The organism is Agromyces sp. NPDC058126 (assembly GCF_042884595.1).
Classification (GTDB): Bacteria; Actinomycetota; Actinomycetes; order Actinomycetales; family Microbacteriaceae; genus Agromyces.
In genome coordinates this window covers 423,901-449,377 of sequence record NZ_JBHVTS010000001.1, presented here as the reverse complement: position 1 = coordinate 449,377, position 25,477 = coordinate 423,901, and the positions used below count along the sequence as shown (strand labels likewise).

At 72.0% G+C, this 25,477-nt stretch carries 28 protein-coding genes; 11 read left to right on the top strand and 17 right to left on the bottom strand.

The genetic code is table 11. From position 1 onward, the window contains the following. Positions 1-48: 48 nt before the first annotated feature. The 4 genes from ACFVTR_RS02090 to ACFVTR_RS02075 all read right to left on the bottom strand — a co-directional run bounded on the left by ACFVTR_RS02090 (position 49) and on the right by ACFVTR_RS02075 (position 2,741). Positions 49-351, bottom strand: a complete 303-nt coding sequence (locus ACFVTR_RS02090) for a DUF1540 domain-containing protein (RefSeq protein ID WP_376941310.1) — start codon at positions 349-351, stop codon at positions 49-51. Between the two features lie 175 nt (positions 352-526). Next, complete coding sequence (locus ACFVTR_RS02085; protein WP_387034372.1) at positions 527-721, bottom strand: hypothetical protein; 195 nt, start codon at positions 719-721, stop codon at positions 527-529. Between the two features lie 102 nt (positions 722-823). Beyond that, positions 824-1,864 (bottom strand): GNAT family N-acetyltransferase, encoded by a 1,041-nt coding sequence (locus ACFVTR_RS02080; RefSeq protein WP_387034371.1) that lies wholly within the window; start codon positions 1,862-1,864, stop codon positions 824-826. A gap of 238 nt (positions 1,865-2,102) precedes the next feature. After that, positions 2,103-2,741, bottom strand: a complete 639-nt coding sequence (locus ACFVTR_RS02075; RefSeq protein WP_387034370.1) for an NAD(P)H-binding protein — start codon at positions 2,739-2,741, stop codon at positions 2,103-2,105. Between the two features lie 66 nt (positions 2,742-2,807). On the opposite strand from ACFVTR_RS02075, the gene ACFVTR_RS02070 reads away from it, so the two are divergent. Further along, positions 2,808-3,305, top strand: coding sequence for an NUDIX domain-containing protein (locus tag ACFVTR_RS02070; RefSeq protein WP_387034369.1), 498 nt, complete (start codon positions 2,808-2,810; stop codon positions 3,303-3,305). A 10-nt stretch (positions 3,306-3,315) separates the two neighbouring features. Here the strand turns inward: ACFVTR_RS02070 and ACFVTR_RS02065 are convergent, their stop codons facing one another. After that, a complete protein-coding gene (locus tag ACFVTR_RS02065; protein WP_387034368.1) occupies positions 3,316-4,017 on the bottom strand; it encodes an NAD-dependent deacylase in 702 nt (233 codons plus the stop codon). A gap of 62 nt (positions 4,018-4,079) precedes the next feature. Between ACFVTR_RS02065 and ACFVTR_RS02060 the strand changes: the two genes are divergently transcribed. Together ACFVTR_RS02060 and ACFVTR_RS02055 are read left to right on the top strand one after the other, a co-directional pair. Beyond that, positions 4,080-4,982: a transposase gene (locus ACFVTR_RS02060; RefSeq protein ID WP_387034367.1), complete on the top strand. Its 903-nt coding sequence runs from the start codon at positions 4,080-4,082 to the stop codon at positions 4,980-4,982. Positions 4,983-4,991: 9 nt separating this feature from the next. Next, complete coding sequence (locus ACFVTR_RS02055; RefSeq protein ID WP_387034366.1) at positions 4,992-6,074, top strand: trans-sulfuration enzyme family protein; 1,083 nt, start codon at positions 4,992-4,994, stop codon at positions 6,072-6,074. Positions 6,075-6,089: 15 nt separating this feature from the next. Here ACFVTR_RS02055 and ACFVTR_RS02050 read toward each other — a convergent pair whose 3' ends face one another. Then, on the bottom strand, positions 6,090-6,923 hold the full coding sequence (locus ACFVTR_RS02050; RefSeq protein ID WP_387034365.1) for an alpha/beta fold hydrolase: 834 nt from the start codon (positions 6,921-6,923) through the stop codon (positions 6,090-6,092). A gap of 57 nt (positions 6,924-6,980) precedes the next feature. On the opposite strand from ACFVTR_RS02050, the gene ACFVTR_RS02045 reads away from it, so the two are divergent. Continuing rightward, entirely contained in the window at positions 6,981-7,751 is a 771-nt protein-coding gene (locus ACFVTR_RS02045) for an EI24 domain-containing protein (protein ID WP_387034364.1), read from the top strand. A gap of 58 nt (positions 7,752-7,809) precedes the next feature. Here the strand turns inward: ACFVTR_RS02045 and ACFVTR_RS02040 are convergent, their stop codons facing one another. Continuing rightward, positions 7,810-8,397 (bottom strand): class I SAM-dependent methyltransferase, encoded by a 588-nt coding sequence (locus tag ACFVTR_RS02040; protein ID WP_387034363.1) that lies wholly within the window; start codon positions 8,395-8,397, stop codon positions 7,810-7,812. Between the two features lie 81 nt (positions 8,398-8,478). Then, entirely contained in the window at positions 8,479-9,060 is a 582-nt protein-coding gene (locus ACFVTR_RS02035; RefSeq protein WP_387034362.1) for a TetR/AcrR family transcriptional regulator, read from the bottom strand. Positions 9,061-9,212: 152 nt separating this feature from the next. Here ACFVTR_RS02035 and ACFVTR_RS02030 point away from each other — a divergent pair, with 152 nt between their 5' ends. Then, entirely contained in the window at positions 9,213-10,055 is an 843-nt protein-coding gene (locus ACFVTR_RS02030; RefSeq protein WP_387034361.1) for an alpha/beta hydrolase, read from the top strand. Positions 10,056-10,126: 71 nt separating this feature from the next. On the opposite strand, the gene ACFVTR_RS02025 is transcribed toward ACFVTR_RS02030, so the two are convergent. Further along, on the bottom strand, positions 10,127-11,299 hold the full coding sequence (locus ACFVTR_RS02025; protein WP_387034360.1) for an epoxide hydrolase family protein: 1,173 nt from the start codon (positions 11,297-11,299) through the stop codon (positions 10,127-10,129). Positions 11,300-11,361: 62 nt separating this feature from the next. On the opposite strand from ACFVTR_RS02025, the gene ACFVTR_RS02020 reads away from it, so the two are divergent. Continuing rightward, positions 11,362-12,318 carry a helix-turn-helix transcriptional regulator gene (locus ACFVTR_RS02020; protein WP_387034359.1) on the top strand — a complete coding sequence of 319 codons (957 nt, stop codon included), beginning with the start codon at positions 11,362-11,364 and terminating at the stop codon, positions 12,316-12,318. A gap of 21 nt (positions 12,319-12,339) precedes the next feature. On the opposite strand, the gene ACFVTR_RS02015 is transcribed toward ACFVTR_RS02020, so the two are convergent. Then, a complete protein-coding gene (locus tag ACFVTR_RS02015; protein WP_387034358.1) occupies positions 12,340-12,867 on the bottom strand; it encodes a hypothetical protein in 528 nt (175 codons plus the stop codon). Between the two features lie 33 nt (positions 12,868-12,900). Beyond that, positions 12,901-13,701 (bottom strand): siderophore-interacting protein, encoded by an 801-nt coding sequence (locus ACFVTR_RS02010; RefSeq protein ID WP_387034357.1) that lies wholly within the window; start codon positions 13,699-13,701, stop codon positions 12,901-12,903. 219 nt (positions 13,702-13,920) lie between these two features. On the opposite strand from ACFVTR_RS02010, the gene ACFVTR_RS02005 reads away from it, so the two are divergent. Continuing rightward, a complete protein-coding gene (locus ACFVTR_RS02005; RefSeq protein ID WP_387034356.1) occupies positions 13,921-15,804 on the top strand; it encodes a choice-of-anchor A family protein in 1,884 nt (627 codons plus the stop codon). Between the two features lie 68 nt (positions 15,805-15,872). Here the strand turns inward: ACFVTR_RS02005 and ACFVTR_RS02000 are convergent, their stop codons facing one another. After that, positions 15,873-16,760: an intradiol ring-cleavage dioxygenase gene (locus ACFVTR_RS02000; protein ID WP_387034355.1), complete on the bottom strand. Its 888-nt coding sequence runs from the start codon at positions 16,758-16,760 to the stop codon at positions 15,873-15,875. Between the two features lie 112 nt (positions 16,761-16,872). Then, entirely contained in the window at positions 16,873-17,430 is a 558-nt protein-coding gene (locus tag ACFVTR_RS01995; RefSeq protein ID WP_387034354.1) for a TetR/AcrR family transcriptional regulator, read from the bottom strand. Between the two features lie 74 nt (positions 17,431-17,504). Between ACFVTR_RS01995 and ACFVTR_RS01990 the strand changes: the two genes are divergently transcribed. Continuing rightward, the gene (locus ACFVTR_RS01990; protein ID WP_387034353.1) at positions 17,505-18,422 is read left to right on the top strand and encodes an alpha/beta fold hydrolase; all 918 of its coding nucleotides are present in this window, start codon (positions 17,505-17,507) and stop codon (positions 18,420-18,422) included. A gap of 22 nt (positions 18,423-18,444) precedes the next feature. Here the strand turns inward: ACFVTR_RS01990 and ACFVTR_RS01985 are convergent, their stop codons facing one another. Then, positions 18,445-18,870, bottom strand: a complete 426-nt coding sequence (locus ACFVTR_RS01985) for a VOC family protein (protein ID WP_376941331.1) — start codon at positions 18,868-18,870, stop codon at positions 18,445-18,447. Positions 18,871-19,114: 244 nt separating this feature from the next. Between ACFVTR_RS01985 and ACFVTR_RS01980 the strand changes: the two genes are divergently transcribed. After that, a complete protein-coding gene (locus ACFVTR_RS01980; RefSeq protein WP_376941332.1) occupies positions 19,115-19,717 on the top strand; it encodes a dihydrofolate reductase family protein in 603 nt (200 codons plus the stop codon). Between the two features lie 24 nt (positions 19,718-19,741). Then, positions 19,742-20,065, top strand: coding sequence for a hypothetical protein (locus ACFVTR_RS01975; protein WP_387034352.1), 324 nt, complete (start codon positions 19,742-19,744; stop codon positions 20,063-20,065). 13 nt (positions 20,066-20,078) lie between these two features. Here ACFVTR_RS01975 and ACFVTR_RS01970 read toward each other — a convergent pair whose 3' ends face one another. Then, positions 20,079-21,917 carry an SLC13 family permease gene (locus tag ACFVTR_RS01970; RefSeq protein ID WP_387034351.1) on the bottom strand — a complete coding sequence of 613 codons (1,839 nt, stop codon included), beginning with the start codon at positions 21,915-21,917 and terminating at the stop codon, positions 20,079-20,081. Positions 21,918-22,022: 105 nt separating this feature from the next. After that, the gene (locus tag ACFVTR_RS01965) at positions 22,023-23,552 is read right to left on the bottom strand and encodes an ATP-dependent DNA ligase (RefSeq protein WP_387034350.1); all 1,530 of its coding nucleotides are present in this window, start codon (positions 23,550-23,552) and stop codon (positions 22,023-22,025) included. 42 nt (positions 23,553-23,594) lie between these two features. Between ACFVTR_RS01965 and ACFVTR_RS01960 the strand changes: the two genes are divergently transcribed. After that, complete coding sequence (locus ACFVTR_RS01960) at positions 23,595-24,476, top strand: 3-methyladenine DNA glycosylase (RefSeq protein ID WP_387034349.1); 882 nt, start codon at positions 23,595-23,597, stop codon at positions 24,474-24,476. A 72-nt stretch (positions 24,477-24,548) separates the two neighbouring features. Here ACFVTR_RS01960 and ACFVTR_RS01955 read toward each other — a convergent pair whose 3' ends face one another. Next, complete coding sequence (locus ACFVTR_RS01955) at positions 24,549-25,475, bottom strand: aldo/keto reductase family oxidoreductase (RefSeq protein WP_387034348.1); 927 nt, start codon at positions 25,473-25,475, stop codon at positions 24,549-24,551. Positions 25,476-25,477: the final 2 nt, after the last annotated feature.

Here is a 25,477-nt window from a genome sequence, read left to right as displayed (position 1 = left end):
GAAAAACGGGCCTCACCGATCACTCGGCGAGGCCCGTTTCGGTTCTGGTCAGGCGACTTCGTACGTCAGGCAGTCGGCATCGTCGGCGCCGGCGCCGATGCGCACCGAGGCCGCAGTGCACTCGAGTTTCGAGTTGTGCACGCACTCGGCGCGCTGGCATGCGCCGACGTGGGTGAGCACCTTGTCGAGCCCGCCCTTGCTGCCCAGCGGGATGAAGGTCGCGCACTCGGCGTCGCCGACCGAACCGGCGATCGTCACGGCGGCGGCGTGGCAGTGCGAATGATCGTTGTACGAGCATCCGGCCACCGAGCATTCGGCGACTGCGGGCAACTCGTCGAGCGTCATGCTCATGGGTGACCTCCTCTGGCGGTTGCGACCCGTCGAGACGGCCGCTCGGTATCTGGATGCTAACCCCGCGCCGGGTGATCCCGCAGTAGCCTCGGGACGGTTTTCCGCAGATCAGTGCGACTTTCTTCTGAGGATTGCCTTACCTTGCCGGCGCCGTCAGCGAGTGGTCGCAGGCAGATCAGGCCGGAGCGTTGTCGGGGTCGACCGTCTCGATCGTGTCCTCCTCGACCGCGTTGTCGGCCTCGACGTCGTTCGCGTCGTCGCCTCGATCCGGGCCGCCGTCGGCCGGCTCCCCCTCGCGGTCGAGACGGCCTGCCTCGTCAGGGTGTTCGGATGCTCGGGGTGCCCCTCGATCGCGCGTCGCGTCGCTCATGATGCCCTCCCAGGTCTCGATCGTCGCGGTCGTCCGAGCGTGCGCTGGTGCGAGGCATCCCGTCAACCGCTTGACAGCGCCGATACGGCGGCGAGGCCGGCCTCAGAACTCGAGCACGTAGCTCCGGTGCGAGTGCGCGATCTCGAATCCGAGGCCCGTGTACAGGCCCAGTGCTCCGGTCGGATTCTCGGCGTCGACGTCGAGCGTCGCCTTCTCCAGGCCCGCCGCACGACACGCCTCGAGGTGGCAGGCGAGCAGCCGTCGGGCCATGCCGCGCCCGCGCCACGGTCGCACGACGCCGACGAGCTGCACGTACGAGGAGCTGAACCCCTGGCCCGCCCAGTCCTGCTCGTTGCGGAGTGCGAGCACGAAGCCGACGACCTCGTCGCGACCGTCGTTCGGCGCGACGGCGAGGAACGAGAGCGACGGGGCGAACTGCTCGCCGCCGACGAAGCGCGCCCACCGCTCCTCGCCCGCGGACTGGCTGCCCCAGTGGTCGACGAAGGCCGAGTTGCGCGCCAGCCGTGCCGATTCGGTCCATTCCGCCGACCACGGGACGATCGCGTACGCCCCGTCATCGGGGTCGAGGTCGGCGGGCTGGGCGATCTCGCGCTCCAGGGTGAAGAAGTGACGGCGCAGCTCGAGGCCGGCCCGTGCGAGCAGCGACTGCGCGTCAGGCGATCGCTCCTCCGCGTACGCCATGATCCAGCCCGGCAGCGTCTGCTCGCTCGCCGCGAGCTGTTCGCGGGCCCGTGCGAGCTCCCACTCCAGCAGACGGCGCCCGATACCGCGGCCGCGCGCCTCGGGCCGCACCGCGCCGAGCACGATCGCGCGCACCAGCGTCTCCTGGCCGGGCGGCACGACGGCCGAGCCGCTCGCGAGGATCCGCCCGTCCTCCGCGAAGCCCAGCAGGGTGTCCCGGCCGGGGTCGACGTGCGAGACCTCGAAGAAGTCGAGGATCTCGTCGCGGGACTCCACCCAGTTGGGGTGGTCGGCACGCGCCACGTCGGCGTGGAAGGCGAGGAGTTCGTCGAGATCACTCCGCACGGCCGGCCGCCACCGGGCGACGTCGGGGTGCTCGGGCACGACGGGCGCGGGAGCCGGGCCCACTCGGCGCGACAGCGGGAGTCCTGGATCGGCCATCCTCAGATCCTGCCACGCCCGGGCCGGGCGGCGACCGTCCGCGCCCGGATGCTGGAGTTCGCGTCGCCGCACGGGCATGATGAAGCCACGGACACGGAGGTGGGCGATGTCGACGGAGACGATGTTGTGGTCGATCCTGGGGCTGATCGGCGCAGTGGGCGGGGTGCTGCTGCTCGCCGCGCTCTGGTCGTTGATACGGCGCCCACGGCAGTGATCCTGCGTCAGTTCCCCGACCGGTTCAGCGGATCGCGTCGGCGATCGGCGTCGCGCCCGCGTTGATCCGGATCGTGCGCCCGATGGTCGAGGGCGCCGCGAGCACGGCGGCCGCGACGGCCGCCACGTCGGCGCGGTCGACGGTCAGGCTCTCGGATGCCTCGGCGTCGATGCGCCCCGTGCCCTCGCCGTCGGTGAGGCGGCTCGGGCCGAGGATCGTCCAGTCGAGCGGGGTCGTCACGAGGTGCTCGTCGGCGGCCGCCTTCGCCTCCGCGTAGGCGTGGAACGGGTCGCCCTCGGGCACCGTGTGGTCGGGTGAACGGAAGTACGAGACCATCACGTAGCGCCGCACACCGGCCGCCTCGGCGGCGGCCATCGAGCGCAGCGCCGCATCGCGGTCGACCGCGTACGTGCGCCGCGGATCTCCACCGCCCGCACCCGCCGACCACACGACGGCGTCGTGCCCGCGGACGAGTTCGGCGAAGCCGTCGGCGTCGAGGGTCTCGATGTCGGCGACGACCGGGTTCGCGCCGCTCGCGGCGACCTCGGCCGCATGCTCGGGGTTGCGGATCACCGCGTCGACCTCGTCGCCGCGCGCCGCGAGGAGACGTTCGAGCCGCAATGCGACCTTCCCGTGCCCTCCGATGAGTACGATGCGTGCCATGCGGAACTCCTTCGCTGCTCCTGCTCCACGCTACCCGGCCTCGTCACCGGAGGACGGCTCGGCGCCGTGCCGGTGACCAGCGCGGGCATCCTGCTCTACCGGACGACGCCGGTGGATGCCCCGCCGACGGGTGCCGCACTCGAGGTGTTCATCGCGCACATGGGCGGCCCGTACTGGGAGCGCCGGCACGAGGGCGCCTGGACCGTGCCGAAGGGCGAGTACCTCGTCGCGACCGAGCATCCGCTGCTCGCGGCACGGCGGGAGTTCGGCGAGGAGATCGGCGTCGCCGCGCCCGAGCTCGACTACGCCGACCTCGGCGAGTTCCGATCGTCGACCGGCAAGCTCACCCGGGTCTACGCGGCCGAGGCACCCGACTTCGAGATCGGCCGGGTCGAGAGCAACTCCTTCGAACTCGAATGGCCGCCGCGCTCGGGGCGCATCCAGTCCTTCCCCGAGGTCGACGACGCGCGCTGGGTGGCGATCGACGAGGCGCGCACGCTCGTGACGAAGGGCCAACGGCAGATGCTCGACGCGCTCGAGGCACGGCTCACCGGGTCGGGCTGACCCGTGCCGCTCAGCTCCGGTCGAGCCCGCCCAGGAGTTCATCGCACCACGCGGGCACCACTGTGCTCGCCGGGCCGTGCCGCACCTCGTCGAAGAGGCCGGTGATCTCGCTCGCGGCGAGGTTCAGCTCGACGGTGCGCGCACCGCGCGCCGTCGCGGTCGAGACGAAGCCCGCCGCGGGATACACCGCGCCCGAGGTGCCGATCGCGACGAACACCTCGCAGTCGGCGAGCGCGGCGTCGATGCGGTCGAGTCCGTACGGCATCTCTCCGAACCAGACGACGTCGGGCCGGAGCTTCCGTGCACCGCAGACCGGGCAGGGCGGCCGTCGGATGAGGTCGCCCTCCGCCGGCGTCCTCGCGCCGCACGACGTGCAGAGGGCCGTGCCGAGTTCGCCGTGCATGTGCAGCACCCGGGTCGAGCCAGCCAGTTCGTGCAGGGCGTCGATGTTCTGGGTCACGACGAGCAGCTCGTCGCCGAGTTCGTCTTCGAGCCGGGCGAGCGCCGCATGCGCGGGATTCGGAGCGACAAGCGCGACGGCACGGCGACGCTCGTCGTAGAAGCGCTGCACCGTGTCGGGGTCGCGTTCGAAGGCCTCGGGCGTCGCGACGTCCTCGACGCGATGCCCCTCCCACAACCCGTCGGCATCGCGGAACGTCGGCACCCCGCTCTCGGCCGAGATGCCGGCCCCGGTCAGCACCACGACTCGCATGACTCCATGAGACCACGTCGCGGCGGCTGTCGGAATCGCCCGCGATCTTGCAGGATGGCCCTATGGGGGGCGATGCGCTCATCGACGAGGCGACGGCGCTGTACGCGCTGCGCCCCGAGGAGTTCACCGCGGCCCGGAACAGTCGCGGGCGCGAACTCCGCGACGACGACCGGGAGCTCGCCGACGCCGTGACCGCGCTGCATCGCCCGGCCCCGGCGGCGTGGCTCGTGAACCAGCTCGTGCGTCACCGCGGCGACGAGCTCGACGAACTCCTGGGGCTCGGGGCCGAACTGCGCGCCGCTCAGGCCGAGCTCGATGCCCCGGCGCTGGCCCGCCTCGCCAAGCAGCGCCGCGCGCTCGTCGCGGCGCTCGCCCGCGCGGCGGGAGCGCTGGCCGATGAGCTCGGCGCCCCGGTGCGCCAGCCGGTGCTCGACGAGGTCGCGCAGACGCTCACCGCCGGCATGGTGGATGCCTCCGCCGCCGACGCGGTCGCCAGCGGACGACTCGTGCGGAGCCTGGAGGCCGTCGGTCTCGAGGCCGACCTCGACGGCGCGGTCGCGGGCGGTCCGGGCGGTCCCGGCGGCGCTCCGCCGAAGCGGCCCGCTCGGTCGAAGGCCGGCCGGCGGGGTGACGCCGACGCCGGAGCTGCGGACCGCGAGCGCGAAGAGCAGGCGCGGCGCGATCACGCGGAGCGCGAGCGCGCGGCTGCGGCGGCCGAGGAGCGCTCGGCCGAGGCATCCGCCGCCCTCGACGAACTCGAGCGCGAACTGGCTGCGCTCACCGAACGGATCGCCGCCGACGCCGCGCGTCGCGACGAGCTCGACGCCGAGCTGCGCGAGGTCGAGGACCGGCTCGACGAGCACGGCCGGGAACAGCGGCGGCTCGGGCGTGAGCGCGACCGGGCGGCGCGGTTCGCCGAGACGGCGCGTGACGAGGCGACCGCGGCGCGCGAGGCGCTCGACTAGCCTGTCGGCATGCCCGCGACCCCCGACGACGCCCCCGCCCTCCGCCCCGAGACCGTCGCCGTGGTGGCGGGTCGACCGCCGCACGCGCCCGACGCTCCGATGAACGTGCCCGTGCACCTCACCTCGACCTACGTGGCGGGCGGCGACACCGCGTACGGGCGGTACGGCAATCTGAGCTGGACCGCCTTCGAGGACGTGCTCGGGGCGCTCGAGGGCGGCCACTGCGTCTCGTACGCCTCGGGCATGGCCGCGATCTCGGCGGTGCTCGACCTCGTCGCGCCGGGCGGGCTGGTCGTCGCGCCGCGCCACTCGTACACGGGCACGGTCGCGCTGCTCGAGGAGCGGGCGGAGCAGGGGCGGATCCGGGTCCGCTTCGTCGACATCTCCGACACGCCCGCCGTCGTCGCGGCCTGCGCCGGAGCCGCGATGGTGTGGTTCGAGACGCCGACGAACCCCGCGCTCGAACTCGCCGACATCGCGGCCATCGCTGCCGCGGCGCATGAGCACGGCGCGCTCGTCGCCGTCGACAACACCTTCGCCACGCCGCTGCTGCAGCGACCGCTCGCGCTCGGTGCCGACCTCGTGGTGCACTCGGCCACCAAGTACCTCTCGGGCCACAGCGACGTGGTGATGGGCGCCGCCATCGCCGCGAGCGAGAAGCACGCCGCCGCGCTCGTGCAGCGTCGCAGCCTGGCCGGGGCGATCCCGGCGCCGCTCGAGGCGTTCCTGGCGCTGCGGGGGATGCGCACGCTCGCGGTGCGGCTCGACCGTGCGCAGGCGAACGCGCAGGAGCTCGTCCGCAGGCTCGACGGGCACCCCGCGCTCGAGGAGGTGCGCTACCCGGGCTTCGGGGCGATCGTGTCGATCGTCGTGCGCGGCGGCGCCGTGCCGGCGGAGACCCTCGCCGAGCGCACCCGCCTGTGGGTGCACGCCACGAGCCTCGGCGGAGTCGAGTCGACCCTCGAGCGGCGTCGGCGCTGGCCGGCCGAGCAGCCGACCATCCCCGAGGGCCTCGTGCGGCTGTCGGTCGGGATCGAGCAGGTCGACGACCTCTGGCGCGATCTCGCCGCCGCACTCGACTCCCTCGGCTGACGTCGGGTTCGACCCTCAGCCGAGACGAGCCAGGAGCCAGTCCATGGCGTCGGGCACGGTGTCGAGCACCGAGACGTGCCCGTCGTCGAGGCGCATCCAGAGCGTCGCGTTCGGCAGGTGGGCGAGCTGCCACGCAGCGTGCCGCCGCGGCACCACCCGGTCGCCTTCGCCCTGCACGACGAGCACGGGGGCGACGACCTCGGCGAGCTCGAACCCCCACGGGCTCGCGAAGGCCACGTCGTCGTCGATGAGCCCGTCGGGGCCGAGTTCCCCGGCACGCACGGCATCCGCGCCGAGCGACGCCCACCGGCCCTCGAGCGCAGCGAGATCCACCGGCAGGAACTGCTCGGGGTCGAACTCCTCGGTCTCGGCGAAGCGGGCTCGCGCGGCCCGTCCCTGCCGAGCGGCCCCCAGCGCCCCCGGCGCGCGCATGCCGTCGAACCAGTCGAACGCCTCGGTGTACGGCGCGATGCCGGCGAGCACGACCGCGCCGATCACCCGATCGGGGTGCCGTGCCGCGCCGGCGAGCGCGTGGGGCCCGCCGCCCGACGCCCCCATCGAGGCGAAGCGCCCGATGCCGAGCGCGTCGGCGACCGCGATGACGTCGTCGGCCGCGGAGGCGACGTCGCGCCCGGGGTGCGTCGTCGAGCCGCTGTAGCCCGGGCGGGCGTACGAGACGAGACGGATGCCCCTGGCCTCCGCCGCGGCGGCGACCGGTTCGAGCGGCGCCCCGGTCTGCGGCGAACCGTGGTGCCAGGCGAGCGTGAGCTGCGCCGCGTCATCCGCGCCGGAGTCGTAGGCGCGCAGCACGCGACCGTCGTCGAGCCGCACGTCCTGCACCGTGACCATCTGGACCTCCATCGTCGACCCGGCCCGCGGCCGATCCGCCCAGCCTAGGCTGGGCAGGTGATCGAGGGCTTCCTGCTGGGCGTGCGGATGCTCGTGCGCGGCTTCGCGTTCTGGGCGAAGCGCCCGCGCGTGATGCTGCTCGGGCTGATCCCGGCCGCGATCGTGTTCCTCCTCGTCGTGGCGGCGCTCGTGGGGCTCGGCTTCGGGCTGCCCTCGCTGACCGACTGGCTCACGCCGTTCGCGGACGACTGGACTGAGCCGTGGCGGGGACTCGTGCGCGGCACGATCGGCGCGATCCTCCTCGCCGCCGCGGTCGTGCTGGCCGCGGTGACGTTCACGGCGGTGACGCTCGCCGTCGGCGACCCCTTCTACGAGCAGATCTGGCGCGCCGTCGAGACCGAGCTCGGCGGCGAGGTGCCCGAGCACGGCCCCGGGTTCTGGCGCGCGGTGGGCGACTCGCTCGGGCTCATCGGCATGGGCGCGGTGATCGCGATCGGCGTCGGCATCGTCGGGCTCGTCCCCCTCGTCGGCGCGGTGGTCGGGCCGGTGCTCGGCGTCGTGCTCTCGGGCCGGCTGCTCGCGGCGGAGCTCAGCTCACGCGCGTTCGCGGCCCGCGGGCTGCACGGCGAGGCCCGCCGGCGGATCCTCCGCGGCCGGCGCTCGACGTTGTACGGGTTCGGCGTGGCGACCCAGCTCTGCTTCATGGTGCCGCTCGGCGCCGTGATCGCGATGCCGGCGGCCGTCGCCGGTTCGACGATGCTCGCCCGGGCGGCGATCGACGCCGCCGCATCCGCTTCCGCAGGCGCTGCGGCTTCTGCAGGAGATTAGGTCCCATCCCCTGCTCTGAACCCTGCTCAGCGCAATTCCCCTGCAGAAGCAGCGGGTCTCAGGGCGCCCGCCCCTCGAAGAGGAGGATCGGCACCGGCCCGAACGGCAGCGACCTCGCGCGGACCCGTCGCACGTCGGCCGCGGTGAACCCCGCCGCGAGCAGGGCGGCCTCGGTCTCGCGATCCCAGTGGCATCCGTGGCACCACCGCTTCGACAGGGGGGTCGCGACCCGCTGCACCGCACGCTTCAGCGTGCCTCGGGGCGCGGCGACGTGGTCGACGAAGACGACCCGGCCGCCGGGCACGAGCACCCGCCGCACCTCGGCGAGCGCCGCCGCCTGATCGGTGACCGAGCAGAGCACGAAGGTGCCGACGACGGCGTCGACGGAGTGGTCGGGCAGCGGGATCCGCTCGGCGACCGCGTCGAGCGGTTCGGCCGGGTGACCCCACTCGCGCCCGCGGGTGGCGAGCTCGGCTCGGCGCTTCGCGTCGGGTTCGAGGCCGATCCACTCGACCCCGAGTTCGAAGGCGCCGAAGTTCTCGCCCTCGCCGGCGCCGATCTCGAGCACACGGCCGCGCACGCGCCCGAGCAGTTCGCGGCCGAGTTCGTCGACCGCGTCCTGGCTGATCAGTTCACCGGGGGCCACCTCGGCACGCTACCGCGCGCGGCCGCTCCTGTCATCAAGTGAACGGCCCGGCGACCCGGCATCGGATGCCTCGTGCGACCGTCAGCCGTCGAGCCCGGCGGTGCGCGCGGCCGCGGCCACGAACGCGGGGCGCACCCGCTCCCAGCCGTCGAGGTAGCCGCCGACCATCGCCGCGTCGCGGAGCAGGACGAGCTGCCCGGCCGCCTGCTCGGGCGCCTCGACCTCGGCGGCGGTGAGCAGCGCTTCGAGCTCGGAGCGGAACCACTCGCGGTGCTCGCCGACGGCCCGCCGCACGCCGCTGCCGGGGTCGGGGTACTCGGCGGCCGCGTTGATGAAGGGGCAGCCGCGGGTGTGGTTGCGGGCGACGTCGTCGGCGAGGCCCTCGATGACGAGCCCGACGAGCTGCCGCGGCTCGGCGCCGGATGCCTCGGCGGCGTCGAACGCCCCGCGGATGTTCGCGTCCTCGACGCCGAGGTACGCCTCGACGAGGTCCTCCTTGCTCGGGAAGTGCCGGTAGAAGGTCGCGCGGGTGACGCCTGCTTCAGCGATGATGCGGTCCACGCCGACGGCGTGGATGCCCTCTCGGTAGAAGAGTTCGGACGCCGTCTGGAGCAGTCGTTCGCGCGCCGCGGAGGCGCCGGTGGAGGTGGTTCGTGCAGCCATACCAAAGATGATAGAACGATCTTTCTCTTTTTGCTTGACATCCGTTCCGCCCTGGGCGTACAGTCTGGGAATACAAAGAGATAGAACGATCGTTCTACTTCACAGATCACGAAGCGGTCAATCCGATCGCCCCACCACAAGGAGCAGGAACCATGAACACCACCGGCGCGAACAGCAGCAAGGCCACCATCGTCCTCGTCCACGGGCTCTGGATGACCCCGAAGAGCTGGGACACCTGGGCCGAGTACTTCCGGGCCCGCGGCCACGAGGTCATCGTCCCGGGCTGGCCCGGCATCGACGACCGCGACGTCGCCGACATCCGCTCGAACCCCGAGTCGCTCAAGGGCATCGGCCTCAAGCAGATCGCCGACCACTACGAGCGCATCATCCGCGCCCTCCCCGAGAAGCCCATCATCATGGGCCACTCCTTCGGCGGCGTCATCACCCAGATGCTCGCCGACCGCGGCCTCGGCGCCGCCTACGTCGGCGTCGAGCCCGGGCAGACCGCCGGCATCACGACGCTCCCCGCCTCGACCCTCCGCACGGGCTTCCCGATCCTCGCGAACCCGTTCGACAAGAACGGCGCGAAGCCCCTCTCGAAGTCGCACTTCCACTTCACCTTCGGCAACGACCTCGGCCGCGAGGCATCCGACCGCCTCTGGGAGGAGTTCGCGGTGAACTCGTACAACCGGGTCTTCTTCGAGGGCGTCGCCTCGACGATCAACGAGAAGGGCGGCGTCACCCACGTCGACTACGCCCGCGCCGACCGCGCGCCGCTGCTCGTCATCACCGGCGAGATCGACCACGTCGTGCCCCCGGCAATCGGTCGCGCGATCGTCAAGAAGTACACCTCGACCGGCAGCCCCGCGATCGTCGAGCTCCGCGAGTTCGCCGGCCGCACGCACCGCATCGTCAGCCAGGACGGCTGGGAGGAAGTGGCCGAGTACGCCCTGAACTGGGCCACCGAGCACGCGCAGGCGTCGCAGCTCGCCTGACGGCCGCTCGCACCTCGCGCGGAAGGCGCGGACCCGGACGGGTCCGCGCCTTCGCCGCGTTCGGGCCGACTTCAGTCCGCTGCGCGCAGCCCCGTGAAGAACGCCCGGATGTCTCCGACGACGAGCTCGGGCACCTCGAGCGCCGCATAGTGGCCGCCCCGCTCGAACCGGCTCCAGTGCACGATGTTCGAGTTGTCGCGCTCGGCGAAGACCCTGATCGTCTGGAAGTCGTCGGCGAAGACCGCGACGCCCGTGGGCGCCGCGTTGACCTGCGGTTCGTCCCCCGCGGCCTCGGCCGCGGCGGCCGCGCGCGCGTTGTCGAGGTAGGCCCGGCTCATGCCGGCGGCCGCATTCGCGAACCAGTTGACGCTCACCTCGGTGAGGATCGCGTCGAGCGGCACGAGCGAGGTGCCGTTACCGAAGGAGTTGAAGAGCTCGCTGTAGGCGAGGAGGCCCACCGGAGAATCGCTGAGGCCTACCGCGACGGTCTGCGGACGGCTCGCGTTCATCGTGTTGTATCCGCCGACGGACTGGAACCACTGCATGTGCTCGAGCCCCGCGTAGTCCTGCGGTTCGAGGCGTTCGAACTCGGCAGGGTCGCCCGAGGGGAACGAGAACAGCTGCAGCACGTGGAGGCCGAGGAAGCCCTCGGGGTTCAGCAGCCCGAGGTCGCGCGCGACGAGCGCGCCGTTGTCGGAGCCGTGGATGCCGTACTCGGAGTAGCCGAGGCGCCGCATGAGCTCGTCGTAGGCGCGGGCGACCCTGGCGGTCGTCCACCCCGACTCGGTGACGGGGTTCGAGAAGCCGAAGCCCGGGGCGTCAGGGACGACGACGTCGAAGGCGTCCTCCGCGCGGCCGCCGTGCGCGACCGGGTCGACGAGCGGGCCGATCACGTCGAGGTAGTCGACGGATGACCCGGGGTAGGTGTGCGCGAGCAGCAGCGGCGTCGCACCGGGGTGCGGCGAGCGCACGTGGATGAAGTGGATGGGCTGGCCGTCGACCTCGGTCGTGAAGTGCGGGAACTCGTTGATGCGCGCCTCGACGGCTCGCCAGTCGTAGCCGCCGTGCCAGCGGTCGACGGCCTCGCGGAGGTAGGTGTTCGGCGTGCCGGCATCCCAGTCGTCGACCGGGGCGGCCTGCGGAAGACGGGTGCGCGCGAGGCGCTCCTGCAGGTCGTCGAGCTCGGCCTGGGCGACCTCGACGCGGAAGGGACGGATCTCGGTGGAAGCGGTGGTCGTGTTCATGTCTTCGACGCTACGGTTCATATAGGCACGTTCCGTTCCTAATGAACGAAGAGAATCGAACCATGTCCGACACCGCCGCACGCCTCCTCGCGTTGCTCTCGCTCCTGCAGTCGCGCCCCGACTGGACGGGCACCGAGCTCTCAGCACGACTCGCGGTCACCACGCGAACGATCCGCAACGACGTCGAGCGCCTGCGCGAGCTCGGCTACCCGGTCGACGCCGCCCGCGGCAGCACCGGAGGGTACCGGCTCGGCGCCGGCGGCAAGCTGCCGCCCCTGCTGCTCGACGACGAGGAGGCCGTGGCCGTCGCGGTCGGCCTGCGCGCGGCCACGGGCATCGCGGGCATCGAGGAGTCGAGCGGCCGCGCCCTCGCGAAGCTCGAGCAGGTGCTGCCCTCGCGCCTGCGACCCACCGTCGCCGCCCTGCACGAGACGGTCGACCGGGCACCCGAGAACACGGGGACGGATGCCCCCGACCCTGAGGTCGACGCCGCCGTCCTGCAGGCGGTCGCCGCGGCCATCCGCGACGTCGAGTGGCTGCGCTTCGACTTCCGCGGTGAGCCCGTGCTCGTCGAGCCCTACCGACTGCTGAGCTGGCAGCGCCGCTGGCACCTCGTCGCGCGCGACCCTCGCAGCGGCGACTGGGGCACCTACCGCGTCGACTGGATCGAACCGCGGATGCCGACCCGCCGGCGCTTCGAGCCCGAACCGGTGCCCGGCGGCGACCCGACCGCGTTCGCCATGCGCACGATCGCCGCGACCGGCTGGAACGTGCATGCGCGCCTTCGCATCGCCGCGTCGGCCGACGAGGTGCTCGCGCGCATCAATCACGCGGTCGGGGTCGTCGAGCCGGTCGACGAGCACCGATCGGTGCTCGTGACGGGGGCCGACACGCTCGAGACGATCGCCGCGTACATCGGGATGCTCGGGATGGACTTCACCGTCGAGTCGCCGCCCGAGCTGCGGACGGTCCTGCGGACGTACTCGGAACGGTACGCCCGGGCCGCGGCCGCCGAGTGACCGGCCGCCGCACCGTCCTCGTCAGCCGAGCCCGATGCGGTCGGGCACGGCCGCCGCGACCGACGGCAGCCAGGCGTCGACCTCGGGCCAGGCGCGCGCGACAGGCAGGCTCCGCAGCAGTTGCGCGAGCGAGGCGTCGGCGGCCGGCCACGGGATGACGCGACGCGGCGACGCACTCGCGAGCACCCCGAGCCACCAGTGCTTCCAGGTGACGGGCAGGCTCTCGGGATGGATCACGACGTAGTAGTCAGGGACGTTGAGGTCGTGCCGCCCGGCCGCCTCGAGCGCCCGGGCGATCTCGAGTTCGAGCACGCCGTACGTCGACAGGTCGTCGAAGAACTCGACCCAGGCTGCGGCCACGTGCGCGAGCGGGTCGTGGTCGTGCACGACGAACGGCGCCGCCGAACTCGACGACCAGCGGGCGACGTCGGCGTCGGAGGCGTCGGGCAGCGAGGCGGCACACACGTTCGCGAAGCCCTCGAGCGCATGGATGGCATTCGCCGTCTCATCTCCGACGACGACCAGCGTGGTGCTGGACGGAGCCTCCATTTCCGCAGTCTACGCCGCGGTGGATCACCCGGGTCAGTGGGCGCGCCAGTAGCCGCAGAAGGAGATGTCGCGCTTGGAGATGCCGCACTCATTGACCAGGAACCGCCGGGCTCCCGTCGCGAGCTGCGACTCCCCCGCGGCGAAGGCGTACACCGAGTCCGCGGGAAGGTTCAGCTCCCGCAGGTGCTCGAGTGCGGCACGTCCGGCGGGCTGCTCGGGTCGGCGCACGATCCAGTGCAGGTCGAACCCGTCGGGGGCGTCGATGTGCTGGCGGTCGGCGAGATCGGGCACCTCGATGACCGCCTGCCCCCGTGCGTCGCGCGGGAGGTCGCGCAGGATGCCGAGCACCGCGGGCAGCGCGCTCTCGTCACCGACGAGCAGGACGTGCTCGGCGCGCTCGACATCAGCCTGACGGAATCCGCACCCCTGGTCGATCAGCGCGACGGACGCCCCCAGCGGCAGGCCGCTCGCCCAGGGCCCTGCGACGCCGTCATCACCGTGCACGACGAAGTCGATGTCGAGCTCGAGCGCGGCCGGACGGAACTCGCGCACGGTGTAGTTGCGGATGACGGGCCGCGTCGCCTTCGGGAGCATCAGGTAGCGGAGGTACCCCGCCATGTCGAAGGTGTCGGCGAGGTTGTCGAAACGCGTGTCGCCCGCGGTCGGCACGGCGAGCCGGAACCACTGGTCGAAGCCGAGGTGCCGCCAGCGGGCGAGCCCCTCTCCCGCGACCGTGAGTCGGACGAAGTGGGGCGAGATGCGCACGGCATCGGAGACCTCCGCCTCGACGACGCCGCTCGGCGCATGGGTGACGGCGATGTTGCTGGCGGCCACGGGACTCCTCTGGATAGTTAGGTAATGCTTACCTTATATGCGACCGCTGGCTCCGACGGAACCGATGCAACCGGCGCCATTCGGAAGGAATCCTGAAGATCTCGCCGAGGTCGCATCATGATCCGGCTCCATCTGCGTCTCTCTCATTGAGTGGAGATGGTCGACCCCCTCGATCCCCTCTCGTTCCCCCGCCCGTTCTCCCCGAAACGGAACCCGATCATGCACTCCCGCGCCTCCAGTTCACCGCGCACGCGCCTGCGCTCGTTCACGAGCCTGCTCGCCATCACCGGCCTCGCCCTGCTGGGCGCCGTCGCGATCACGGCCGCAGCGCCGGCGGCACCCGCGAACGCCGCCGAGCCGTTGCCGATCTGCCCGCCCGACGGCGAGGCTCCCCCGATCGGCCCGCTGCCGACCTACACCGATTCGAACGTCGCCGTCTACTCCGGCGGCGACTTCCTCGCGACCTCGAGCGCCGCCGAGTCCGAGGGCCTCCTGCTGGTCCGCGGCAACGCGACCTTCGACAAGACCTCGGGCGGTGTCTTCAACGTCGGCGTCGTCGGCGCCGGCTCGGGCATCGTGCCGGCGGGCGGCGAGACCATGCTCGCGGTCGGCGGCGACCTCGTCGTCGGCCCGACGACGAACCTCCACGTCGGCGCGAACATCACGGGCGGCGGCGCGGTGAAGGCCGGCGGCACGGCGACCGGCACCGTGGTCACCAACGGTGCCAGCATCGAGACCGGTCTCGGCCAGACGGCCGCGATGGATCCGAACGCCGACTTCCAGATGGTGATCACCGACACCTCCGCCGAGATCGCGGGGTACCCGGTGACCGGCGCCGGCCTCGTCGCCGGCAACCAGGTGCAGTTCGTCGGCACGCCCGGCGACGACCCGCAGGTCTTCACGCTCGACGCCGGGGCGATCTCGGCGATCACCGAGGTCGACTTCACCGCGCTCCCCGCCGACGTGCCGATCGTCATCAACATCACGGGCACCGACGACGTGGCGTTCTCGCCGAACTACTTCGCGATCGACGGCGTGCGGGTCGACGACCTCACGAGCACCGGCTTCGGCAACGCCGCCTCGCGCATCCTCTGGAACTTCACCGACGCGACGTCGCTCCTCATCGGCGGCACCAGCCAGTTCATGGGCTCGATCCTCGCTCCGAACGCCGACGCCGAGATCACCGCGTCCACCAACGGCCGCGTGCACATCGGCGGCGACCTCACCACCCGCGGCGCCGGCAACGAGCTGCACAACTACCCGTGGACCGGCGGCGGATCCCTCGGCTGCCAGCAGGTCGGGGGCTTCTCGGCGGCGAAGGACGTCACCGGCCCCGCGGCAGGCGAGGTGCCCGCCGACACCGAGTTCACGCTCGAGTACTCGTACGAGCTCGGCGGCGAGACGATCACGGGCGAGCTCACCCTGCTCGCCGACGGCACAGTCGTCGACGGCCCGCAGGACCTGCCGGTCGGCACGGTCGTCGACTTCGTGGAGGTCGACCTGCCCCTGATCCCGGGCGTCGAGTGGGGCACGCCGGTCATCAGCCCCGAGCGCGTCACGATCGCCGACGACGAGAACACCCTCGTCACGGTCACGAACCGCACCGGATCCGAGATCCTCGCCACCGGCGGCTTCTCACTCGCGAAGTCGATCGAGGGCGGCGCCGCCGAGGCCGTGCCCGCCGACACCGCATTCACCGTCGAGTACCGCTACGACGTCGACGGCACGACGCAGACGGGCACGATCGTCGTGCTCGCCGACGGCACCGTGGGCCAGGGCCCGCAGCACCTCCCGACCGGCACCGTGGTCTCGTTCACGGAGGTCGACCTGCCCGAGATCGACGGCGTCGAATGGGGCGAACCGAGCTTCAGCCCCGAGACGGTGACGATCGTCGATGGTGAGGACGTGCTCGTCACGGTGACGAACACCGCGAACGTCCCTGTCGGCCCCGGACCGGGCCCCGACGGCGGCACCGACACCCCGACCGACGGCGACCTCGCCGTGACCGGCGTCACCGGCCTCGCCGCCGCGATCGCGGGCGCCGCGGCACTGCTCGCCGCCGGTGTCGCACTGCTTCTCATGCGCCGCCGTCGCACCGTCTGAGCGACGACACACCGGATGCCCCGGGCTGCACCTGCAGCCTGGGGCATCCCTGTGCTCGCCGACGACCGTCACACGCCGATGGTGAGCGCCGCGGTGTAGCCCGCCGCCACCGAACCCGACATGCTCGCGATCTGGTGGATGCCGCCGTCGTCGCCGAAGACGTTGTCGCCGCTGAGACTCGTCCGCGTCATGTTCTGCACGCTCCGCTCGTAGCCGGCGGTCGCGTAGACGAGCGCGTTCGCCTCCTCGGGCAGGGCGATCTGCGAGGTCTTCACGATCGGCCCCGAGGCGACCGCGTTGTCGACGTCGGAGTACACCTCGAAGTGGATGTGCGGCCAGCGCCCCGAGTAGCAGGCCGGGTAGATCGAGGTGAACCGCACGGTGCCGCTCTCGTCGGTGGCCTGCACGCCGCGAAGGTAGTTCTCGTTCGCGGCGCCCTGCGAGTAGAGCGAGTAGTCGCCGGCGCGGTCGCAGTGCCAGAGGTACACGCCGGCGCCGACGAGCGCGCTGCCGGTCGCGGCGTCGCGCACGGTGAGCGCGATCTCGAGCGGGACGCCCTCGGCGACCGTGGTCGACGAGCCGAACGACGAGCGGATGTCGCTGCGCACGATGCCCGAGTCGTCGAGCACGTTCACGCCGTTCGAGCCGTCGGCCGGATACGGGCCGCCGGTCTCGTCGGGCACCTCGTCGAGCGGCGCGGATGCCTCGGCGCCGGCGCCCGACGACGGTGTCGGCGTGGCCGTCGCCGATGACGTCGAGGACGACGTCGGGCTCGCACTCGGCGACGCCGGGCCGGCCGAGCACGCTGCGAGCAGCGAGGTGAGGCCGATGCCGCCGAAGATGCCGAGCGCACGTCGTCGGTCGACGAGGGTGCGGATGTCGTAGACGAGGCCGCGATGGTCCTCATCGATCTCGTCGCCGTGCTCGTCGAGCCAACGGGGGTCGGTGGCGGTCATGGGCGGCTCCTTCCAGCAGCGAACTGACTGAAGCCGACCACGACGCCCTCGCCGCGCCCTGTGGAGCGTCGATGAATCGGCTGTGTCGCCGATCGCGGGCTCGCGAGCCTCGTCAGTCGTGCGCGACGAGGGCGCGGACGACCCGCTCGATCGGAGGCCGCAGTTCGAGTGCGGGATCGACCGTCAGCCGGTGGAAGAGGAGCCCGTCGCCGAGCGCCATGAGCGCGCGGGCCGTCGGCACGACCTCGACGATCCCGGCCGAGGCGACGAGTCGCTCGGTGAGTCGCTCGAACTCGCGCCGATCGCGGTGCAGGGGCGCGGCGAGCTCGGAATCGGTCGCGAGTTCGAGGAACAGCGCGTAGCGCGCCCGGGTGCGCAGCGCGAACGACCCGGACTGCAGTTCGAGCAGGGCGACGAAGGCCTCGATGAGCTCCCCCGGGTCGCGGGGCAACGGCAGTTGCGACGGGTCGAGGTCGGCCTGCTCGCGCTCGCCGATCCGATCGAGGACGCCGGCGATCAGCGCCCGCCGGGTGCGGAACCAGTTCGACGTGGAGCCCGGCGGTAGCCCCGCCCTGGCATCGACGCGGGCGTGGGTCAGCGCCCGCACGCCCTCGGCGCCGAGCACCTCGACGGCGGCGTCGAGCGCCCGATCGCGGGTCGTGGCAGCCATTCGCACCTCCAGTGGTCGCACTATTAACGTAGTGGTACTATGAACATAGTAATTAGCGCGACGAGGGAGTCGTCATGAACACGCCTGAACCACAGAAGGGCGAGCGCCCCGCGACGGCGCCGACGGCGAGCTGGTCGCCGCCACTGCCCGAGGCGCCCGGATTCGAGCACGTCGTCGTCGAGACCCCGGGCCTGCGCCGCCACGTCGCGATGATCGGCGACGGCGCGCCCGTCGTCATGCTGCACGGCCTTCCGCAGCACTGGTGGGAGTGGCGCGACGTCGGACCGAGGCTCGCCGCCGCGGGCTATCGCGTGATCTGCCCCGACCAGCGCGGCTTCGGCTGGACGGAGGCGGACGACCCGAGGCTCGGGCCCGAGACGTCGCTGCACGACCTGACCGCGATGCTCGACGAGCTCGGGCTCGACCGGGTTCGCGTCGTCAGCCACGACATGGGCGGCATCACCGGCATGCAGCTCGCCTACGCGCACCCCGAGCGGGTCTTCGCAGCGGTCACGCTCGCGGTGCCGCCGGGATTCATGTCGTTCAGCGCGAAGCTCGTGCCGAGCCTGCGGCACATCCCGCCCCTGCTGCGCCACCGGGCGGGCGAGTCGCTGCGCTGGGTGTTCGGCACCGGGTACACCGCGCACCCGATGAGCGCAGAGACGATCGACGCGTATCTCGCGCCGACCGCCCGGCCCGAGGTCGACGCCGCGATTCCCGCGGTCTACCGGCACGTCGTGCCGTCGGTCATGACGCGCCTGACCTTCGGCGCGTACCGACGACAGCGCCTCGTACCGCCGAGCCTCTTCGTGTTCGGCGATCAGGACGGAGCCTTCACCGAGGACCTGGTGCGACGGTTGTGCGGCGACACCACGCGATACGCCGAGCACGCCGAACTCGCGTTCGTCGAGGATGCGAAGCACTTCGTCGTCGACGACCAGCCCGCGGCCGTCGCCGAGCTGATCGTCGACTTCTTCGACCGGGTGGGTTGAGGCCCGGCCGGCGGGAGGATCGCTACATCGCGCGAGTGCCGTCGGACATGACCGGCGAGATGAGCCCGAAGAGGTTGCCGTCGGGATCGGTGAGCGCGCCGGTGCGCCCCACGCCTTCGGTGTCTTCGAGCGGCACCGCCTCGGTCGCCCCGAGTTCGAGCGCGCGCGCGAACGTCGCATCGACGTCGTCGACGCCGACCACGATGTTGCAGCCGTTGACCGGCGCTCCCGGCGCCGGAGCCGGCCCTTCCCGTTGGGTGAGCCCGCCGTTGATGCCGAGCCCGGGCGACGCCTCGGTGTTGCCGATCGACCCCTCACCGGTCTGGATCATCCAGTACGGATAGTCGCCGAACTGGGTGAACTGCCACCCGAGGAGTTCGGTGTAGAAGTCGACGAGCCGCTGCGGCTCGCTCGCGTGGATCTCGAAGTGCACGACCAGGTTCGCCATCATGGCTCCGTCCGCTCAACGCCGGCTCGCCGCGTCGCGGCCGGTCACGCGGCACAGGCTACGCCGGGCCGGCGACATCCTCCACCGGCGCCGGGCACTCGAGCGCCGGCGAGGCATCCGAGGCGGGGGGGTTCCGTTCGCCGCCTCGGAGGCGAATGATGGGGACGATGCGGGGCGCGGTCGCGGCCCGCCGCCGATGACGTGCCGAGCGGCCGCTCCGCGAGGCATGCGAAGGAGCGGAACCATGGGCATCATCGCCGCCGACCTCTTCGTCACCCTCGACGGGGTCTACCAGGCCCCGGGCGGCCCCGAGGAGGACGAGGAGCACGGCTTCCCGTACGGCGGCTGGCAGGCGCCGTACCTCGACGACGAGAACGGCGCCGACATCATGGCGGGCATCGACCGGCTCGACGCGCTGCTGCTCGGGCGCAAGACCTACGACATCTTCGCCGCGTACTGGCCGCACCAGTCGGGCCCCATCGCCGAGAAGTTCAACGCCGTACCGAAGTTCGTCGTGTCGCGCACGCTCGCCGACGCCGACTGGGCCGGCACCACGGTGCTGCACGACGCCGCGGGCGAACTGCCCGCCGTGAAGGAGCGGTTCGACGAGATCCACATGATCGGCAGCGGCGACCTCCTGCAGACGCTGCTGGACGTCGACCTGGTCGACCGGCTGAACCTGTTCGTCTACCCGATCGCCTTCGGCACCGGCAAGAGAATGTTCCGCGACGGGGTGAAGCCGGCCTCGTTCACGCTCGCCCAGCCCGCCCGCAGCTATTCGAGTGGTGCCATCGGGCTGGTCTACGACCGGGCCGGGGTGCCGGTGACCGGCATCTCGATGGAGTGACGCAGGGATGACGGGAGGCGGACCATGAGCACTCGTGACGAAGGCTTCGAACTCCTCGGGGAGGTCGCCCCCGAGCTGCTCGCCGAGCCCGACGTGGCCTTCGGCCGCATGTTCGGCTCGGAGGGGCTGTCGGTGCGCGGCAAGTTCTTCGCCTTCGTCTCCTCGCACGGCGACCTGGTGGTGAAGCTCGACGCCGACCGCATCGAGGAGTCGGGCCTCGACAACATGGTGATGCGCGGGCGTCCGATGCGGGAGTGGGCGGTCGTGGCCCTCGCCGAGGGCGCCGACCGCTGGCGCGAGGTCGCCCGCGAGGCGTACGCGTTCGTCGACTCGATCACGCCGCGCTGAACCGACTGAACCGTCAGCCAGGGTGGAGCGGCAGCAGCCAGGGCACCATGGTGATCGCGACGACCATCACGATGAGTGCGAACGGCGTGCCGATCCGCAGGAAGTCGCCGAACCGGTACCGCCCCGGCCCCAGCACGAGCGTGTTGACCGGCGACGAGACCGGGGTCATGAACGCGGCGGAGGCCGCGAGGATGACGACCATCGCGAAGGGGTAGGGCGAGGCATCCAGTTTCTCGGCGGTCGCGATCGCCACGGGCCCCATGAGCACCGCCGTCGCGGTGTTCGAGACGAACAGCCCGATCACCGCGGTCGTGATGAACAGGCCTGCGAGCAGCACGACCGGACTCCCCTGCCCGAGCGTCGAGGTCAGCGCCGTCACCGCGAGGTCGATGCCTCCCGTGCGCTCGAGTGCGAGCGCGAAGGGCAGCATGCCGACGATCAGCAGCAGCGTCGGCCAGTGGATCGATCGGTATGCGCTCGGCATGTCGATGCAGCCGAACAGCCCCATCATGAGGCACGCGATGAGCGCGGCGATCACGTTCGGCACGATGCCCGTGACCATGAGCACGACCATGACGACGACGCTCAGCAGCGCGAACGGCGCGCGATTCGCGGCGGGTGACTGCTCGCGCACCTCGGCCGGCAGTTCGAGTGCGACGAAGTCGGCGCTGCGTGCGGTCAGTCGCTTGACATCCTCCCAGGCGCCGACGACGAGCAGGGTGTCGCCCAGCCGCACGCGTTCGTCGGCGAGCGAACCGGTGAACGCCTCGGCGCCGCGCCGCAGGCCGATCACGTCGACGCGGTACAGCTCGCGCGTGCGCAGTCCGCCGATCGTGCGCCCCAGCGCGGCCGAGTTCGGCGGCGGCATCACCTCGCCGAGCCCCACTTCGCGGGACCGTTCGGCGAGGAAGCCCTCACCGGCGGGCAGGGCGCGCAGGCGCAGGCGCCGGAGCTGCTCGGCGAGGTCGCCGCGCCGTTCGAAGACGTCGACGAGCAGCACGTCGCCCCGGGCGAGCTGCGTCCCCGGCGCGGTGGCCGTCACCTCGAGCGTCCGTTGCAGCCATCGCGAGCGCTCGACGGCGATGATGCGGAGGCCGTGCGGGTGCAGGCTGATCTCGCCCAGGCGCCGCCCGATGAGGGGCGAACCCCGCCCGACCTTCACCCGCCGATCGCGATCGGCGAGCCGGTAGTCGCCGATGAGGTGGCCGTACGTGCGGTCGGCCCGAGTCGAATCGTCGGCGGAGCCGGCCCCGAGGAAGCGGCGTGCGACGAGCATGTAGCCGATTCCGAGCACGAGCACCACGAGCCCGAACGGGGTGACCGAGAAGAACCCGAAGCCGTCCTCCCCTGCACGCACGAGTTCGGCGTCGATGACGAGGTTCGGTGCGGTCGCGATGAGGGTCAGCATGCCGCTGATCAACGCGGCGAAGCTCAACGGCATCATGAGCTGCCGCGGCGAGATGCCGAGTCGTCCGGCGATGCTGAGCACCACCGGGATGAAGATCGCCACGACGCCGGTCGAGCTCATGAACGCGCCGAGCAGCGCGACCGTGAACATGAGCAGCACGATGAGCCGGGTGCTGCTCGTGCCGGCTCTCGCCGACAGCCAGTCGCCCAGCCGATAGGTGAGTCCGGTTCTGGAGAGCCCCTCGCCGATGACGAAGAGCGCGGCGATGAGCACCACGTTCGGGTCGGAGAACCCTGACAGCGTCTCGGGCACGGTCAGCACGCCGGTGAGCGGGAGGGCGACCAGGAGGCCCACTGCGACGACGTCCATGCGCGGGCGGTTGATCGCGAACATCACGATCGATGCGACGAGGAGGGCGAGCACAACCAGCAGTTGCCAGTTCACGGTGCCACCGTATCGGTCGTGGCGGCGATCGGGCAGGTTTCGGCGACCGAGCGCGCCGCGCTCACGACCGCAGCGGCCGTTCGGGCGCAGACGGCCGGCGGCCCCTCACTCGCGCAGGAGGCCCCGCAGCGTCTGGATCGTGTCGGCCTCGGCCGGCCCCTTGTCGTCGCGGTAGTGCTTGACGCGCGCGAACCGCAGGGCGATGCCGCCCGGGTACCGGCTCGACCGCTGCACCCCGTCGATCGCGATCTCGACGACGGTGACCGGTGCGACGAAGACGGTGTTGGCCGTGCGCCGCACCTCGATCTCGGGGAAGCGTTCGGTCTGCCAGCGCAGCAGCTCGTCGGTGAGCCCCTTGAAGGTCTTGCCGACCATGACGAAGCCGCCCGGCTCGCCGAACTCGCCCTCGGGATCGAGCGCACCGAGATGCAGGTTCGAGAGCAGCCCGGTGCGCCGCCCCGAACCCCACTCGCACGCGAGCACGACGAGGTCGTAGGTGTGCACCGGCTTCACCTTGACCCAGCTCGACCCGCGTCGGCCGGCCGCGTACGGCGAATCGATCGCCTTGACGACGACCCCCTCGTGCCCGGCCGCGAGCGCCTCGCGCGAGACCCGCTCGGCGACCTCGGCGTCGGCGGTCACCTCGCCCGGGATGCGCTGCCCGGGTGCGATGCGCTCGAGCTCGGCGAGCCTCGTCGCGAGCGGTTCGTTGAGCAGGTCGCGGCCGTCGACGTGCAGCACGTCGAAGAACCAGGGATGCAGCACGGTCTCTCGTGCCGACTCGGCGCCGAACCGCGACATCGTCTCTTGAAACGGCCGCGGCGCTCCGTCTTCACCCAGCGAGAGGGTCTCGCCGTCGAGGATGACCCGGTCGACCGGCAGACCGCGCACGACCTCGACGACCTCGGGCACCCGGTGGGTGATGTCGGCGAGGTTGCGCGTGAAGACCCGCACCTCGTCGCCCGCGCGATGCACCTGGATGCGTGCGCCGTCGAGCTTGTACTCGACCGAGGCCTCACCGGTCTGCTCGATCGCCGCGCTGGGCGTGGCCGCGGTCGCCGCCAGCATCGGCTGCACGGCGCGCCCGACGACGAGCCCGATCGCCTCGAGCTCGCCCTCGTCGCCGGTGAGTGCGACGCGGGCGGTCTCGCCGAGGTCGCCCGAGAGCATCGCGGCCCGGCGCACGATGCCGGCGGGGCGATCGGCGGCTCGGGCGACCGCGTCGGCGAGCACGCCCGCGAGGGCGCCGGTGCGCACCTCGCCGAGCAGCACCCCGGCGATGAGGTGCTGCTCGCCCTCGGTCGCCCGGGCGAGCAGCTCGCGCAGCTCGCTCGAACGCTCGCCCGAGGAGCCCGTGCCGGCTGCGGTCGCGAGCCGGTCGAGTGCGGCGTCGAACTCGCCGACGGTGATCGAGGGCGACTCGGCCGCCGCGGTCGTCTCGACCGCGGTCGACAGCCCGCGCCACCCGACGCCCACCCGGCCCTGCCGCGGCCTGCCGATGAGGAACCCCACCGCCGGTGCGATCTCGTCGGGTTCGAGCCGCCGCAGCAACTCGGCCAGCGCCTCGATCTTCGCGAGGCGCGAGCGGGTGGCGGCCACGGCCGCCGAGGTGGTGACGAGCTCGTCGATCAGCACGCGCCCAGTCTCGCACCAGCCGCCGACACATACCCTTGAACGATGACCACGCTTCTCGCCGCCGCCGAGTGGCGCGCTCGCGCCGAGGCGCACGCCGAGCGGGCCGATACCCTCACCGCGGGTCATCGCGAACGGACGGCTCTCGGCGAGAAGCATCCCATCGAGGACTTCCTCTTCACGTACTACTCGTACTCGCCGAGCCTGCTGCGCCGCTGGCACCCCGGCCCGGGCGTCGAGCTCGCCGACGCCGCGGGCGACCCGCGCGCCGGCTGGCGCTGGTACGCCGAGGGCCACGAGCCGGGTTCGCTCGTCGTCGACCGCGACGCGATGGAGGCCGAGAAGGGCCCGATGCTCGCGGTCGTCGCACGCATGCTCCGGCTGACGGCGTCGCGGCCGGCGGCGTTCGGATGCTTCGGACTGCACGAGTGGGCGATGGTCTACCGCCAGGGCGAGCACCGGCATCCGGTGCCGCTGCGACTGGGGCAGGCGGCGACCGACGAGGTCGTCGAGGCGCACGAGCTGCGCTGCACGCACATCGACGCGTTCCGCTTCTTCACGCCCGACGCGGTGCCGCGCAACCGCTTCGAGCCCACGCGCGAGTCGCAGCCCGAGCTCGAGCAGCCCGGCTGCCTGCACGCCAACATGGACGTCTACAAGTGGGCGGTGAAGCTCGGTCCGCTCGTGCCGGGCGAACTGCTGCTCGACGCCTTCGAGCTGGCCCGAGACATCCGCTACCTCGACATGCAGGCCTCGCCCTACGACATGGCGCCGTGGGGCGGCGAGCCCGTGCGCATCGAGACCCCCGACGGCAAGGCCGAGTACGTGCGACGCCAGCGCGGCTTCGCCGAGCGGGCGAACGGGCTGCGCCGCGGCATCCTGGATGCCGCGTTCGCACCCACGCCCGCGCTCCAGCCGGTCGAGTAGGCGCGCAGCGCCGTATCGAGACCCCGGCCGGTGTTCTCGATACGCTTCGCTACTCGACCGACCTGATCGCGGTCAGGGCACCTGGTATCCCGCCGCGCGGAACAGCTCGTACCACTCGGGACGCGTGAGCGGCACGGCCGAGCCTGCCGCGGCGCCCGCGACGCGCTCGGGGTTCGTCGTGCCGAGCACGACCTGCATGTTCGCGGGATGCCTCGTGATCCAGGCGGTCGCGATCGCGATCGGCGGCACGTCGTACTTCCCGGCCAGCCGGTCGATCGCCGCGTTCAGCTCGGGGTAGTCGGCCGAGCCGAGAAACACGCCGGTGAAGAACCCCGCCTGCAGCGGCGACCAGGCCTGGATCGTGATGCCGTTCAGGCGGCAGTAGTCGACGACGCCCCCGTCGAGCATCGTCGACTGCCAGAGGCCCTGCATGTTCGCCGCGACGCCCTGGGCGATGATCGGCGCATGCGTGATCGACAACTGCAGCTGGTTCGCGACGATCGGCTGGCGCACCGAGCGCCGCAGCAGCTCGATCTGGCTCGGCGTGTGGTTCGAGACGCCGAAGGCCCGCACCTTGCCGGAGGCCTCGAGCTCGTCGAAGGCCCGGGCGACCTCGTCGGGCTCGACGAGGGCGTCGGGGCGGTGCAGCAGCAGGATGTCGAGGTAGTCGGTCTGGAGCGCCTCGAGCGAGCCCTCGACCGACTCGATGATGTGCTCGTACGAGAAGTCGAAGTAGGGGCCGTCCTTCACGATGCCGCACTTCGTCTGCAGGGTGACCTGCTCGCGCTCCGACGGCGAGAGCCGCATCGCCTCGGCGAAGCGGCGCTCGCATGCGTGCAACGTCTCGCCGTAGATGTCGGCGTGGTCGAAGAAGTCGATGCCGGCGTCGCGGGCGGTGCCGACGAGGGTACGCACCTCGTCGTCGCTCATCTCCTCGATGCGCATGAGGCCGAGCACGACGTTGGGCGCCGCGATGCCGGCGAGGTCGATGGTCTTCACTG

Bases quoted from the DNA above. Each gene is read 5' to 3' on its own strand.
- ACFVTR_RS02080 (WP_387034371.1), bottom strand. From the start codon at position 1,864: ATGGCCGATCCAGGACTCCCGCTGTCGCGCCGAGTGGGCCCGGCTCCC.
- ACFVTR_RS01995 (WP_387034354.1), bottom strand. From the start codon at position 17,430: ATGGCTGCCACGACCCGCGATCGGGCGCTCGACGCCGCCGTCGAGGTG.
- ACFVTR_RS02090 (WP_376941310.1), bottom strand. From the start codon at position 351: ATGAGCATGACGCTCGACGAGTTGCCCGCAGTCGCCGAATGCTCGGTG.
- ACFVTR_RS02005 (WP_387034356.1), top strand. From the start codon at position 13,921: ATGCACTCCCGCGCCTCCAGTTCACCGCGCACGCGCCTGCGCTCGTTC.
- ACFVTR_RS02000 (WP_387034355.1), bottom strand. From the start codon at position 16,760: ATGACCGCCACCGACCCCCGTTGGCTCGACGAGCACGGCGACGAGATC.
- ACFVTR_RS01975 (WP_387034352.1), top strand. From the start codon at position 19,742: ATGAGCACTCGTGACGAAGGCTTCGAACTCCTCGGGGAGGTCGCCCCC.
- ACFVTR_RS02035 (WP_387034362.1), bottom strand. From the start codon at position 9,060: ATGGCTGCACGAACCACCTCCACCGGCGCCTCCGCGGCGCGCGAACGA.
- ACFVTR_RS02075 (WP_387034370.1), bottom strand. From the start codon at position 2,741: ATGGCACGCATCGTACTCATCGGAGGGCACGGGAAGGTCGCATTGCGG.
- ACFVTR_RS01985 (WP_376941331.1), bottom strand. From the start codon at position 18,870: ATGGCGAACCTGGTCGTGCACTTCGAGATCCACGCGAGCGAGCCGCAG.
- ACFVTR_RS02055 (WP_387034366.1), top strand. From the start codon at position 4,992: ATGCCCGCGACCCCCGACGACGCCCCCGCCCTCCGCCCCGAGACCGTC.
- ACFVTR_RS01960 (WP_387034349.1), top strand. From the start codon at position 23,595: ATGACCACGCTTCTCGCCGCCGCCGAGTGGCGCGCTCGCGCCGAGGCG.
- ACFVTR_RS02060 (WP_387034367.1), top strand. From the start codon at position 4,080: ATGGGGGGCGATGCGCTCATCGACGAGGCGACGGCGCTGTACGCGCTG.
- ACFVTR_RS02015 (WP_387034358.1), bottom strand. From the start codon at position 12,867: ATGGAGGCTCCGTCCAGCACCACGCTGGTCGTCGTCGGAGATGAGACG.
- ACFVTR_RS02065 (WP_387034368.1), bottom strand. From the start codon at position 4,017: ATGCGAGTCGTGGTGCTGACCGGGGCCGGCATCTCGGCCGAGAGCGGG.
- ACFVTR_RS02030 (WP_387034361.1), top strand. From the start codon at position 9,213: ATGAACACCACCGGCGCGAACAGCAGCAAGGCCACCATCGTCCTCGTC.
- ACFVTR_RS01990 (WP_387034353.1), top strand. From the start codon at position 17,505: ATGAACACGCCTGAACCACAGAAGGGCGAGCGCCCCGCGACGGCGCCG.
- ACFVTR_RS01980 (WP_376941332.1), top strand. From the start codon at position 19,115: ATGGGCATCATCGCCGCCGACCTCTTCGTCACCCTCGACGGGGTCTAC.
- ACFVTR_RS02050 (WP_387034365.1), bottom strand. From the start codon at position 6,923: ATGGTCACGGTGCAGGACGTGCGGCTCGACGACGGTCGCGTGCTGCGC.
- ACFVTR_RS02025 (WP_387034360.1), bottom strand. From the start codon at position 11,299: ATGAACACGACCACCGCTTCCACCGAGATCCGTCCCTTCCGCGTCGAG.
- ACFVTR_RS02020 (WP_387034359.1), top strand. From the start codon at position 11,362: ATGTCCGACACCGCCGCACGCCTCCTCGCGTTGCTCTCGCTCCTGCAG.
- ACFVTR_RS02085 (WP_387034372.1), bottom strand. From the start codon at position 721: ATGAGCGACGCGACGCGCGATCGAGGGGCACCCCGAGCATCCGAACAC.